This window comes from Allokutzneria oryzae (assembly GCF_042429765.1).
Taxonomy (GTDB): domain Bacteria; phylum Actinomycetota; class Actinomycetes; order Mycobacteriales; family Pseudonocardiaceae; genus Allokutzneria; species Allokutzneria oryzae.
This window is the reverse complement of record NZ_JBHLZU010000009.1, coordinates 110,068-123,780: the sequence shown is the minus strand read 5'-3', so window position 1 is coordinate 123,780 and position 13,713 is coordinate 110,068. Positions and strand designations below refer to the sequence as shown.

General features: G+C 69.9%; 7 protein-coding genes. 4 read left to right on the top strand and 3 right to left on the bottom strand.

Annotation, left to right across the window (positions count from 1 at the left end; all coding sequences use genetic code 11):
- Nucleotides 1–131 precede the first annotated feature (131 nt).
- Nucleotides 132–1,826, top strand: coding sequence for a beta-N-acetylhexosaminidase (locus ACFFQA_RS10440; protein WP_377851556.1), 1,695 nt, complete (start codon nucleotides 132–134; stop codon nucleotides 1,824–1,826).
- A 35-nt stretch (nucleotides 1,827–1,861) separates the two neighbouring features.
- On the opposite strand, the gene ACFFQA_RS10435 is transcribed toward ACFFQA_RS10440, so the two are convergent.
- Nucleotides 1,862–5,200, bottom strand: a complete 3,339-nt coding sequence (locus ACFFQA_RS10435; RefSeq protein ID WP_377851555.1) for a DUF5107 domain-containing protein — start codon at nucleotides 5,198–5,200, stop codon at nucleotides 1,862–1,864.
- A 110-nt stretch (nucleotides 5,201–5,310) separates the two neighbouring features.
- Here ACFFQA_RS10435 and ACFFQA_RS10430 point away from each other — a divergent pair, with 110 nt between their 5' ends.
- On the top strand, nucleotides 5,311–6,177 hold the full coding sequence (locus tag ACFFQA_RS10430; RefSeq protein ID WP_377851554.1) for an AraC family transcriptional regulator: 867 nt from the start codon (nucleotides 5,311–5,313) through the stop codon (nucleotides 6,175–6,177).
- A 51-nt stretch (nucleotides 6,178–6,228) separates the two neighbouring features.
- Here the strand turns inward: ACFFQA_RS10430 and ACFFQA_RS10425 are convergent, their stop codons facing one another.
- Together ACFFQA_RS10425 and ACFFQA_RS10420 are read right to left on the bottom strand one after the other, a co-directional pair.
- Entirely contained in the window at nucleotides 6,229–8,271 is a 2,043-nt protein-coding gene (locus ACFFQA_RS10425) for a glycoside hydrolase family 97 protein (protein WP_377851694.1), read from the bottom strand.
- A gap of 643 nt (nucleotides 8,272–8,914) precedes the next feature.
- Nucleotides 8,915–9,742 carry a helix-turn-helix transcriptional regulator gene (locus tag ACFFQA_RS10420; RefSeq protein ID WP_377851553.1) on the bottom strand — a complete coding sequence of 276 codons (828 nt, stop codon included), beginning with the start codon at nucleotides 9,740–9,742 and terminating at the stop codon, nucleotides 8,915–8,917.
- Between the two features lie 93 nt (nucleotides 9,743–9,835).
- Here ACFFQA_RS10420 and ACFFQA_RS10415 point away from each other — a divergent pair, with 93 nt between their 5' ends.
- Together ACFFQA_RS10415 and ACFFQA_RS10410 are read left to right on the top strand one after the other, a co-directional pair.
- Nucleotides 9,836–11,524 carry an AMP-binding protein gene (locus tag ACFFQA_RS10415; RefSeq protein ID WP_377851552.1) on the top strand — a complete coding sequence of 563 codons (1,689 nt, stop codon included), beginning with the start codon at nucleotides 9,836–9,838 and terminating at the stop codon, nucleotides 11,522–11,524.
- 128 nt (nucleotides 11,525–11,652) lie between these two features.
- A complete protein-coding gene (locus tag ACFFQA_RS10410; protein WP_377851551.1) occupies nucleotides 11,653–13,704 on the top strand; it encodes a DNA gyrase/topoisomerase IV subunit B in 2,052 nt (683 codons plus the stop codon).
- The last annotated feature ends 9 nt before the right edge of the window (nucleotides 13,705–13,713 follow it).

Here is a 13,713-nt window from a genome sequence, read left to right as displayed (position 1 = left end):
CTCTCGTGGTGGTTGACGTTCGTTTGTGCGCATAGCGGTCACCAAATGAGCAAGATATGCTCATTCTAGACACCTAATGAACAGAAAGAAACATGTACACGCATGCTTGACGCAGCTGGGAGGCGACGAACATGGTCTCGACGGGCCACGACAACGACGCGCGGGAGCGGGCGGCACACCTCGTTCCCCAGCCGCTCTCGGCGGTGCTCGGCGCGGGGGTGACCCGGCTCCCCGCCGAGCTCCCGGTGCACCTGGACGTGCCGGAAGAGGAACGGGCCGCGGTCCTGCGAGCGCTCGCGCTGCTGCCTGTGACCAGCAGGGTTGTCGACGGGGCCGCGGTAGTGCGCGTGCTGCTGCGGTCGGGCGTGACCGCTGCCGAGGGCTACGTGCTCGACGTGACCGAAGCCGGGGTGGCCATCACCGCGACGGACGTCTCCGGTGTCGTGTACGCCGTGCAGACGCTGCGTCAGCTCCTTCCCGACGCCGCTTACCGGCAGGCCGCGCCTGCGAACACCCCGTGGATCGTGCCGGTCATCCGCGTCGAGGACAGCCCAGGATTCGGCTGGCGCGGAATGTTGCTCGACGTCGCCCGGCACTTCCTGCCCAAGCGGGAGGTGCTGCGCCACATCGACCTGATGAGCGCGCACAAGCTGAACACCCTGCACCTGCACCTCAGCGACGACCAGGGCTGGCGGGTGGAGAGCCTTCGGTTCCCGCGCCTGCACGAGGTCGGGAGCTGGCGGACGACGAGCCAGGTCAGCCACTACTCCGACGAGGTCGTCCTCGACGGGACGCCACACGGCGGCTACTACACCCGCGACGACGTCGCCGAGATCGTCGCCTACGCGGCGGACCGCGCGATCACGGTCATCCCGGAGATCGGCGTTCCCGGCCACACCGGCGCGTTGCTGGCCGCCTACCCCGAGTTCGGCTCCCCGCCCGAGCGCGACCGCCCTGTGCACACGAACTGGGGCGTGCACGACGCACTCCTGGCGCCGTCGGAGCGGTCCCTGGAGTTCCTGCGCCTCCTGCTCGACGAGCTGCTCCCGCTGTTCCCTTCCCCTTACGTGCACGTGGGAGGCGACGAGTCGGTTCTGCGCGCGTGGGACGACGACCCGGTGGTGCGCGCGTTCGCTGGCAGTCGCGGGCTCTCCGGGAGCGCCGAGATCTTCGCCGCCCTCATGACCGAAGTGCGGCAGATGCTGGCTGAACACGGCAAGACACCGATCACCTGGGACGACAGCTTCGCCGCGCAAGGAACCGCCGCCGACGCGGGATCGACCGCCACGCTCGTCACGGCGTGGCGTGGCGCGGAGGTCGCCCGCCGGGCGGCGGCAGCCGGTCACGACGTCGTGCTCGCGCCGGTCATGCCCACCTACTTCGACTACTACCAGGAGGCCCACCCCGACGAGCCGCTCGCGATCGGCGGCCCGGTCACCCTCGACGACGTCGTTTCCTGGGAGCCGATCCCGCAGGACTGGTCCGACGCCGAACGTGCGCGCGTGCGCGGGGTCCAGTGCCAGATGTGGACCGAGTTCGTCGAAGACCCGCGACTGGTCGACTACCTGCTGTACCCGCGAACGTGCGCCTTCGCGGAAGTCGCTTGGGGCACGCGGACTCCGGATCTCCGGCAGCGGCTGCCCCGGCACCTCGACCGGCTCGCGGCGGCCGGAGTCGAGTTCCGTCCGCTGACCGGCCCGGCGCCGTGGCAGCGGGGCGGCACCGGGCTGCGAGCCCATCGCCCCGGGACCCCGATGGCCGAACGCCTCGCGCTCTACGCTACGGCGGCGGCTACGGGAACCGTCGCGGATGTCCCTGAGCCATAAGGGTTGTGGCGCGCGGTGACGGCGCATGGACGCCGTCACCGCGTCGGATTCCGGAGAGAACGGGCCAGGTCCAGCGCGTCGATGTGGTGCGGGTCCTCAGCCAGCAAGGCGGTCAACCGCTCGCCAGCCCGCGCGTGCTGTCCAGTGAGGACGTCGAGCTGTGCCCTCAGGAACGCGACACGGTTTCGTTGGACGGCAGCCAGGTCTTCGGTGAACAACAGCATCGACGGCAGCGAGGTCGCGAAGTAGTCCACGGTTGCCGGAGTCGCCTCCACCGTGTCGCAGAAGGCGCGCAGTTCCTCGGTGAGCCGGTCGGCTTCGTCAGCGCGGCCGAGCCTGCGTAGCGCGAGCACGGAGAAGAACGTCGCCTCGGAGTAGGGCTGAGTGCTCATCCCCAGGAAGTCACCCTGCTGCACGGCGGCCAGCTCCCACGCCGCCACGGCTGCCGCCTGCTCTCCCTCCGAGGCCAGCGCGTCACCACGGATCAGGTGCAGCTGCGCGGTGCTCGCGAGCGGATGCCTTGCCTCGCTGAGAGACTCCGGTGGCTCCAACGCTTCGTCCACTGTGGACTGCAAGCGGCACAACCGATCCCACGCGCGCAGTACGTCCCCCTCGCCGCCCTCCCACGGTTGGAAAGTGCGACCAAGCAGCAGTGCGCGGGCCTCGTCGAGCCGGTCGGCGGTGAGCAGCAGGTGGGCAAGCTCAAGGGTGGCGTCGTCCCGTGTCTCAACGAGCGCGCGGTTGCGCAGGAGCGAGTTCAACCGCTGCTCGGGCGGCACGCCGCGTCTCGCGTCGAGCTGGTCGCGCTCGAACAGCAGCCTGGCGTCATCGCCCGCGACGGCGAGCGCGGAGTCGTAGGCCGCACACGCCTGGTTGGCGTCGCTGAGGTGGTTGAAGGCCGCCAGCCCCAAGTTGCGCCACACAACGGGATCGGTCGAATCCAGTGCGACTGAGTCATTCCAGGCCGCACAAGCGTCGCCAGGGCGCCCATTGGCGTAGAGCCAGTGTCCGAGCAACGCGCGAGCCCGTGCGTCCGTGTCGTCGGCGCTTGCCGCACGCTCCACCGTCAACGCGTCGTCCAACCGCGACGGAAAGCACCACGTCGCGTCCAGACCTTGTGCCTTGCCAACGGCTTCGCGTGCATCGCCGTCCCTGCCCAGCTCGCGCAGGACCTCGGCCCGGTAGTACTCCAGCAACGGCCCGGCCGCGGTCTGCCCGATCGCGCGAGAACGCTCCTGCTCGCGGGCGACGTCGAGCACCCGCAGCGCCGCGTCGTGCTCGCCAACTCCGATGTACTCCAGCGCGACGTCAAGGCAGGTCTGCGCGTCCGTGGTGAGCGGCAGGCCGAGCAGATCGCGCGTCCACCAGTCGAGAGGGTCAAGAGCGTGGGTGGCTTCGGCGAGTTCCGCCGCTTGACGGGTTTCTCCGGTCCGGCGCAGCACGATCACCCGGAGCGCGCGGGCTTGCAGGTGCTCCGGCTCGGTGCGCAGCACGTCCTGGAGCCTGCCAAGCGCCTCGCCGTTCCGGCCGTGTGCGGCGTCGATGCGTGCCATCCGGTACCCCGCCGGTGCCCGCCACGCACGCGCCCAGGAGCTGGCACCGTAGACGTCGTATGCCTCATCAGCCCGGCCCTGTCGCTCCAGCACGAGCCCGAGGAGATACAGCGCGGTCGTGTCGACCGGGTTGGGGTTCAGCGTCGTCAGCCGGGAAACCGCGACCCGCAACAGCCTCTCCGCCTCGGCGAAGTCACCGCGCTGGTACGCCCGCCCAGCGAGCCCGACGTTGGCCGCGACATGCCCGGGGTCGCGGCGCAACGCCTCGCGCCAGTACGGCTCCGGCGAGCGCGTCGCGTGCCGGTACTGATCGAGGTGAGCGCCGATCACGGCCAGCTCCTCCACGGTCGGCACGTCCTCGGGCTTGGCCGGCTCGCGTGCCGGCGTGGTGAGGCCGCCCTCGTCGTCGGGAACGATGGAATCCCACGACACCAGCAGTTCATCACCGTGGAAGACGTGCAGCACGAGTCCGTCAACGACCCGCGTCAGCGGGATGCTCTCCTGGAAGGGCTTGCCCGGCGCGATGTCGGCTCGTACGTCAGCGACCTCGGTCCCGGCGGCGTCAACGAGCAGCAAGCGGCATCCAGGGCGTTCCGCCGTCACCGCCACCCCGACGCGCGCGCTGGTCCCCTCGACGTCCACCCGCGCCGCGGCGTCCACGGTCGCCGCGTGCGCCGGACCGATCTCCTGGATCGGATACCAGAACTGGGAGAACACCTTCGTCTCTCCGGGCGCGATGAAGGAGAAGTCCGGCTGGTTGTCGGTGAAGACCCCGGCCATCAGTTCGACGTAGGCCGAACCGTCGTCGGTCAGATTGCGGCCCCACGCGTCACCGAACTCCGAAGCGCCCCACGTCCACTGCTTCTTCCCGACAGCGAGCTGCCGATCGGCGACGTGCACGAACCCGGCTCTGGCCGCGTGGTCGTAGCCGCCGAAGAACGCTTCCCTGCTGCCAACGCACATGTACGAGGTCGGCACCGGGATGTTGCGGTACCAGTCAAGGCGGTCTCCGTGGACCCGCACGCCGCCGGCAACCGTGCCGACCTCGTCGTGCCGGGCCGGATAGTCGACCCCGTAGTACGCCCGGTCCGCAGCGGGATACGCGGTCGTCGCGCGCTTGGCGTGATCGGCGACCACCCGCACGTCCCGGGGGAAGAACGACTGGTAGTTCTGATCCGCTCGCGCGGCGATATTGGTCCACCACAAGAACGTCCTGGTCCGCTCGCCACGGTTGTACAGCCTCACCCGCAACTCCACGACAGCGCTGTCGGGCCGCACCCGGACGCCGTGCATCCCCTTCATCCGGTCGAAGGGGTCGTGGTCGGAGCACCACACGGTGACGGCGCCATCGGGCTCGTGCTCGATCTCGACATCGGTCGGCAGGAACGTGGCGGGGCGATGGTGCTGCGGCCAGTTGAACTCGACCCCGCCGGAGGCCCACGGACCGGTCAGGCCGACGAGAGCGGGTTTGATCACCGGGTTGCGGTAGAAGAAGTCGTAGTCCCGCGTGCGGTCGTGGGCGACGTGGACGCGCCCGCCGAGCTCCGGCAGCACCATCACCCGCAGCCAGCGGTTCTCCAGGTGCACCGCGTCCCACCGCGCCGGGGCCTTCACCGAGCTGATCCGGTCGTGGAACGGCAGCGGGTACACCCGCCCGGAGGAGCCTTGGTAGACGCGCCGATCGAGGTAGGCCGGGTACCGGTCGGGAGCCTCCGGGAGGTAGCTGTCGATCGTCACCGCCTCCCGCCACGCGGCGACGCCGTCCCCCGCCGCTGCGGCGGGACGGGCGGGGAGGACCAGCGTTGACGCACCCTGTGACATGCGACAACGCTATGACCGGGCACCCGGCCGACGGGATGGCCGAATCGACCGAGTCGCCTGGACGATTCGACGGCTCGCCTCATCGCAAATGCCGAAGGTACGGTGTGCGGATGCTGCTGCCCGACGGCTTCCCCGGTCAGCGGTTGCGCGTGCTGCCGCGGCCGCTGGTGGCGTCGGCCCTGCGCAGGGCGCCGACCTCGGGCCTGCTCGTCACCGACGCCGGGTTCTACCCCAGCGCGGCGAACCACGGCATGCACCGCCCGCGAAGCACGTCCGAGGCCATCGTGATCGTCTGCACCGACGGCGTCGGGCGGTGCGAGGTCGAAGGCCGGGTCAGCGTGGTCAGGCCCGGCAGGGCGCTCGTCCTGCCCCCGTCCCGCCCGCACTTCTACTGGGCGGACTCGCGCAACCCGTGGACGATCTGGTGGCTGCACGCCGCGGGCACCCAGGTCTCGGAGCTGCTGTCGGTCATCACGACGGACGGCCGGGAAGCCGTCATCGAGCTGCGCGACGTCTACCGGGCCGTCTCGGCGATCGACGACGCGATCGGCTTCCTCGAACGGGACCAGACGTTCCCGCACCTCATCTCGGCCTCCGGCGCGGGCTGGACCCTGCTGGCGCAGCTCGCCGCGGACGCGCTGAGCGAGAGCCTCCAACCCGCCGAGCCGGTTCGCCAGGCGCTGGAGCACCTGCGCCACAACTTCGCGAAGCCGGTGGTCGTGAAGGAGCTGGCGCGCACCGCGGGCCTGTCGCCCTCGCACTTCGCCGCGCTGTTCCGGATGGCCGCGGGCTGCGGCGTGGTCGAGTACGCCAAGCGCCTGCGGATGGCGCGAGCGAGGGAGTTGCTGGCCACCACGTCCCGGGACATCTCCGAGATCGCCAGGACAGTCGGCTACAACGACGCGTTCTACTTCTCCCGAACCTTTCGCAGGGAGCACGGATGCAGCCCCAGTGAGTACCGGCGCGGGCAGAACTAGCGCGTGTCGTGCGGCACGCGGCCACCGTCCTTCAGGGGCAGGCCTTCAGGGTCATGACCGCGTGGGGCGGAACCGGATCGCGGTGCCACCGCCGGCGACGAGTCGCAGTGTGAGCACGGTGGACGATCGCACCGTCGTGGTCCGGACATCGATCGGGAGCGGGTTGTCGCGCCAACTGGTACCGGCGGCATCGCTGTAGATCTCGGCGCTGTGCCTGCCCGGTCCCAGGAACCGCAACGGCACCCGTAGCGTCCGGTCCTGCTCGTCGGTGATCGCGCCGAGGTACCAGGTGTCGTCCTTCCTGCGGGCGACGACCGTGTAGTCGCCGATCACGCAGTCCAGGAACCGGGACTCGTCCCAGCTGGCCGGCATGCCCTTCAGGTAGGCGAACCCCGGGTGGGACCGGTAGTTCTCCGGGGTGTCGGCCAGCATCTGGAGCGGGCTGAAGAACACCGAGCACAGCGCGAGTTGCGCCGCCGAGGTCGTTTGCACCCGGGTGCCGAGCCCAGCCGGATCCCAGGTCACGTTGAGCACCCCCGGGGTGTAGTCGGCAGGCCCACCCATGAACCTGGTGAACGGAAGGATCGTGGCCTGCTCCGGCGGGTTCCCCAACCGCCCCTTGTAGTGGTGCTGTTCCATCCCGGCAACCCCCTCGCCGGTCATCATGTTCGGGTAGGTGCGTGCCAGTCCGGTCGGCTTGATCGCCTCATGTGCGATGACCATGATCTGGTGGCGGGCCGCGACGTCGACGACCCGCTGGTAGTGCCGCACCGCCTCCTGGTCGAAATGGCTGCGGTTCACCCCGCCCAGCACGAACTTGGTGGCGTAGCCGGTCTTGATCGCATGGATGCCGAGCTCGGCGTACCGCGCGAAGATCGTGTCCAGGTGCTGCTCGTAGTGGTCGACGAAGCCGCGGGTCTCGTTGTGCGCCGTGAACCCGATGCCGTTGGCCCGTGCGTGGCGCAGCACCTCCGGCAGGTCGAGGTCAGGTTGTGGCGTGAGGAAGTCCTGGCCGCTCCACTGGCCGCCGGCGTTGGTGTTCCACCCCTCGGCGAGCACGTGGCTCGCGCCCGCCTCCCTGGCGAGGTCGATGTACTGCTTGACGCGCTCGGTCGTGGCCCCGTGCCGGGGCCCCGCGGTCCAGGTTGTGTGCCGCCTTTGCAGTTCCCACCACACGCCGACGTACGTGCCGGGCGAGATCCACGACGTGTCGGCGAGCGCGCACGGCTCGTTCAGGTTCTCGATCAGGTGCGATTCGGCGAGATCGCCGGGACGGTCACCGATGGTCAGCGTGCGCCACGGGGTGGAGAACTCGCCCGACAGCCGGGCCTTCGTGCCGTCAGGAAGGCTGATCAGCTCACTGTTGAAAGCACCCGGCCGACCGGCTTCGGCGACGAGGGTCATGCTCGGATAGTCGATCAGCGCCGCCTCGTGCACCACGAGGTGCTGGCCGTCCGATGTGGACAACGTGAGCGGGGTCTGCGCGGTGTCCACATCGGACAAGGGGGCCCGCCGGTAGTGCCGCTCGTCGGCGTTCCAGTCCGCACCCGCGGCCAGCGACCAGCTCGTGGCGGTCGGCGGCAGCGCGAACTCGGTGCGCTCAGCGGTGATGGTGCAGGTGTCGAGCCCAGCCTGCGCCGGCAGGTGGTAGCGGAAACCGACGCCGTCGTCGAAGACCCGGACGACCAGGTCGAGCCGCAGCCCGCTCTCCGACTGCACGGTCCGCAGCACGCACTCCCTGGCATGGTTGCGGACGAGCGCGTCGGGGCCCCACACCGGACGCCACGACTCGTCGATCGTCCTGCGCTCGACGGACTCCACCACCAGGCCGCCGGTCAACGACGGCCAGCCGGCCAGGTCGAGACCGAGCCCGGAGGGGGCAACCAGAACCTGGCCGCGGCGCACAACCTCATACCGGAGACGCCCGTTCGCCACGAGAACGGTGACCCGCAGCAGGCCGTTCGGCGAGCGGACCGTGACGGTGCTGGGCACCGTTGCGGATGCGGTGGGCGCGAGCGCCCCGGTGAGCACGGCGCCGACGGTGCTGCCCAAGACCAGACGACGATTCGGCTTGCTGACCACATCACGCTCCATCACGGCCGGACGGGTACTGCATCCTGTCGGAGATCATGGCCGTCTGGCAATGACTCGCGGGCACGCCTTGACCTCTCGTACTCCGAGGACCAACCCGCGGATAAGGCTTACTGAGCGCCATGCCAGAGCGAGTTCAGGTGCACTCTCCGGCGTGACCATAAGCTGCACTGTCTCGTGAGCGAGGACGGCGTCGTGCCAAATCCGGTCTGTTCGAAACGCTGGGCTGACACGCCCCAGATCGGCGGCGGTGGCACCCGACCTCCGGGCATCGGGGGAGGACGCGGGTGCGTCGGCACCGATCACGTGCTGCTGCGGGCCCACACGAGGGTCCGCAGAAATGGACCTGTGTGGTGATCGGGTGGGACATCGGGTCATCCAACGTCTTTGAACACAGCGTCACCGGGCTGTTGTACGGCTACCTCACCCAGGAAGCTGGTCTGATCAACGCGATTCCCGGTGCCGGCAGTGCCAGCGGGGGATCTGTCCCAGCCGGCCTGAACCACAGCAGCGGCGGTTCGGGGGAGCGAGCGGGGAGTCGACCGCCGCGCGCACCGCGTCCTCGGCTTCCTGCGCCGAACCGAGCAGCCGGTACGCCAAGCCGAACAGCTCGACCGCACTCGTCTCCGCGGCGGCAAGCCTGCTATCAGGGCAACAGGCCCGCCCTGCGCGCCGCCACCACCGCTTCGCCACGGCTGTGCACGTCGAGCTTGCGCATCGCTTCGCGCAGGTAGCTCTTCACCGTCTCCGGGCCCAGCCGCAGCCGCCGTGCGATCTCCGCGTTGCCGCAGCCAGCCGCCACGCCCGTCAGCACGTCGATCTCGCGTGGGGTCAGGCGCACGGTCGGACCGGACGGGGGAGAGGTGAGCTGCTCGCAGACTCCGTGCAGCTCCGCGCGCAGCGCCGGGTCGGCGGTCCGTTGCGCGATCAACCGGAGCTCGGCGTGGGCGAGGCGGACCGCCTCCCACTCCGCACCCGACGCACGGTCCCGCGTGGCCAAGGCCGACGTCATGCGCGCGACACGGTCGTCAACCTCGTCCTGGACCGCCAGATCCTGTTCGAGCATGCGCGCAGTGCCCACGGCCGCGCCGAGCAAACGGTCGCCCAGCGTCGCGCTCCGCCGGGTCGCCGCGTAGAGGACCGCGCGCACCGACCGCCGCACCACCACCGGTACCGCCACGATCGCGCGTAGGCCCTCCGCGCCCACCGCGGCGTCGTAGTCGTGGGTGATCACTGACGCGGTCGGGTAGTCGCTGACCGCCACCACGCGGCCCAGCGACACCACCTTGCCTCCGAGGCCCGAACCCGGTGCCACGGCGAGCCCGCGCAGCGAGTCCGTGGCCGTGCCCACCAGCTCCGTGAGCGTCAGCCTGCGCTGCGAGGTGAGCGGGCCGCCGAAGGCGACGGGCAGCCCCGTGTCCCGGCGCAGCTGGAGCAGCGCGCCCCGGATCGCGGTCCTGTCGTCCCTGGTCACGCGATCACCTCCAGTTCGCTTCACCCCCGAACGGGGGTGGTGAGCGCGGTGCGGGCGATCCGAGGATCCTACGCAACATCGAGGGGAGCGCACATGGTCCGCACAGCAGCCGGTATGGCGTTTCGCGAGGCGCGGGACTTCCTGCTCGCGCACGCGGGCGACCTGGACACCGCACGCGCAGGGTTCCGCTGGCCGGAGCTCGACGAGTTCAACTGGGCGCTGGACTGGTTCGACGCCATCGCCGAGGACAACGAGCGCACCGCGCTGTGGATCGTCGAGGAGGACGGCTCCGAGGGCCGCTGGTCCTTCGCCGAGCTGTCCCGCCGGTCCAACCAGGTGGCGAACTGGTTGCGGGACAAGGGGGTCGAGCGTGGCGACCGGATCGTGCTGATGCTCGGCAACCAGGTCGAGCTGTGGGAGACGCTGCTCGCCGCCATGAAGCTCGGCGCCGTTGTCATCCCCGCGACCACCCTGCTCGCCGCCGCCGACCTGCGCGACCGGATCGACCGCGGCGCGGCGAGGCACGTGGTGGTCCGCGCCGAGGACACCGCGAAGTTCGACGACGTGCCCGGCGACTACACCCGCATCGCCGTGGGTGACCAGCGCGAAGGGTGGTTCTCTTACAACGACTCCCACCAGTGGGATGGTGTCTTCTACAGCGAGCAGCCCACGAAGGCCACCGACACCCTGCTGCTCTACTTCACCTCGGGCACCACCGCGCAGCCGAAGCTGGTGGAGCACACCCACGCCTCCTACCCGGCGGGCCATCTGTCCACTATGTACTGGATCGGGCTGGTCCCCGGCGACGTGCACCTCAACATCTCCTCGCCGGGCTGGGCCAAGCACGCGTGGAGCAACGTGTTCGCGCCGTGGAACGCCGAGGCGACGGTGTTCATCCACAACTACTCGCGCTTCGACGCCGCACGCCTGCTGGCTGAGATGCAGCGCTGCGGCGTGACCAGCTTCTGCGCCCCGCCCACCGTGTGGCGGATGCTCATCCAGTCCGACCTCGCCGCGCTGAGCACCCCGCCGACCAAGGTCGTCGGCGCGGGGGAGCCGCTCAACCCCGAGGTGATCGAGCAGGTCCGCGCGGCGTGGGGGGTGACGATCCGGGACGGCTTCGGGCAGACCGAGACCACCGTGCAGATCGCCAACACCCCCGGCCAGCCGATCAAGCCCGGGTCGATGGGTCGGCCCGTCCCCGGCTACGCGGTCGAGCTGGTCGACCCGGTCACCGGTCGGCCCGCCGACGAGGGGGAGATCTGCGTGGACCTGGCGCGGCGGCCGCTGGGGCTGATGGTCGGCTACCACGGGGACCCGGAGCGCAACGCCGAGGTCATGCGGGACGGGTACTACCACACCGGCGACGTCGGCTCCCGGGACGCGGACGGCTACATCACCTACGTCGGCCGCACCGACGACGTGTTCAAGGCGTCGGACTACCGCATCTCGCCGTTCGAGCTGGAGAGCGTGCTGCTGGAGCACGAGGCCGTCGCCGAGGCCGCCGTCGTGCCCTCGCCGGACCCGGTCCGGCTGTCGGTGCCCAAGGCGTACGTGGTGCTCGCCGCCGGGTGGGCCGCCGACGCCGCCACCGCCGAGGCGGTCCTGCGGCACGCGCGGGAGAACCTCGCGCCCTACAAGCGCATCCGCAGGCTGGAGTTCGCCGAGCTGCCCAAGACCGTCTCCGGCAAGATCCGCCGCGTCGAGCTGCGCGGGCGGGAGACCGCCGACCGGCCCTCCGGCGAGTTCCGTGAGGAGGACTTCCCAGGTCTTCGGGGTTGAGTGTCAGGGGTCCGGGGCATCATGCGGTGCGAAGGCGGGCTCACACGGCTGCTGAAGTATGTTAAGCCGCTGGTGAGCCTGCACACCGCGCACGCATAGTCCGCGCAACGACCTGGGAGAGCGACCCTGTGACTGCCGAGACCCTGTACGGGGCCGACGACCTGACGCACCTCGAAGGTCTGGAAGCGGTTCGCAAGCGCCCCGGCATGTACATCGGCTCCACCGACAGCCGCGGCATCAACCACCTGTTCAACGAGATCGTCGACAACTGCACCGACGAGGGCATCGCCGGGCACGCCAGCAAGATCGTGGTGACCCTGCACGCCGACGGCAGCCTCCAGGTGGACGACGACGGCCGAGGCATCCCCACCGGCACGCACGCCCGCTCCGGCCTTTCCGGTGTCGAGCTCGTGCTGACCAGGCTGCACGCGGGTGGCAAGTTCGGCGGCTCCGGCTACAAGACCTCCGGTGGTCTGCACGGCGTCGGCGCCTCGGCGGTGAACGCGCTCTCGCACCGCTTCGACGTCACCGTGAAGCGGGACGGCAAGGTGTACCAGATGTCGTTCGCGCACGGTGTGCCCGGCGAGTTCGACGGACCAGGTCCGAAGGCCAAGTTCACCAAGCGCTCCGGACTCCAGGTCGCCGGCAAGATGAAGCGCGGCGAGCGCACCGGCACCTCGATCCGCTACTGGTACGACGCGCGCTACTTCGAGAACGGCGCGGCGCTGGACGTGGACGCCGTGCGCACCAAGCTGCGCAACACCGCGTTCCTGGTTCCCGGCGTCACCTACGTGCTGCGCAACGCGACCGAGGGCGGGATCGAGGAGGAGACCTTCCACTTCCCCAACGGCCTGTCCGACATGGTGGACTTCCTCGCGCCCGCGGGGGACAAGCCGGTCTGCGGAACGCTGTTGGTCAACGGCCACGGCACCTACTTCGAGAACGCCGCCGACGAGAACGGCGTCATGCGGTCCAAAGTGGAGCGTCAGGCCGAGGTCGAGATCGCGTTCCGCTGGGGCACCGGCTACGAGCGCACGGTGGAGTGCTTCACCAACACCATCCGCAACATGCACGGCGGCACCCACCGCAAGGGTTTCGAGCGCGCGGCCGTGAAGGCGTTGCAGGACGCCATCTCCAAGACCCGGGGGCTGCTCAAGGCCAAGGAGGACCCGCCGACCCTCGACGACGTGGTCGAGGGCATGACCGCGGTGATCCACGTGCGGCTGCCGGAGCCGCAGTTCACCTCGCAGACCAAGGACGAGCTCTCCACCGCCGGGATCACCAAGGTGATCCAGGGCATCGTCGAGCGGCACATCAAGTCCTGGACCGAGGACAAGAAGACCAAGACCGAGGCCAAGACGGTCCTGCAGAAGATCGTCGACGCCGCGCGGGTCCGGCTCACCCAGAAGCAGCAGAAGGACGCCGCGCGCCGCAAGACGGCTCTCGAAGGCGCGGCCATGCCGCCCAAGCTGGTGGACTGCCGCACCACCGGTGTCTCGCGCAGCGAGCTGTTCCTGGTCGAGGGCGACAGCGCGCTCGGCTCCGCGCGGATGGCGCGCGTCTCGGAGTACCAGGCGCTGCTGCCGCTGCGCGGCAAGATCCTCAACGTGCAGAAGGCCAACCTCGGTGACACCCTGCGCAACGCGGAGATCTCCTCCATCGTGCAGGTGCTCGGCGCGGGCAGCGGGCGCACCTTCGACCTGGCCCAGATGCGCTACGGCCGGGTGATCCTGATGGCCGACGCCGACGTGGACGGCTCGCACATCCGGACGCTGCTGATCACCCTGTTCGCCAAGTACATGCGGCCGGTGATCTCCGACGGCAGGCTCTACGCGGCCATGCCGCCGCTGCACAAGATCACCACCAAGGGCCGCAACCCGCAGACCGTGTTCACCTTCACCCAGCGGGAGATGGAGACCACCGTCGCCAAGCTGGAGAAGGCGGGCAAGCAGATCGTCACCCCGGTGCCCCGGTTCAAGGGCCTCGGCGAGATGGACGCCGACGAGCTGTGGGAGACCACGATGAACCCGGCGACCCGGTCGGTGCGCCGGATCACGATGGACGACGTGGACGCCGCCGAGCAGGCACTGGAACTGCTGATGGGCGAGAAGGTCGAGCCCCGGCGCGCCTGGCTGGTGGAGTCCGCCGCCCGCGTGGACCGCGCCGCGATCGACGCCTGAGACGAACCA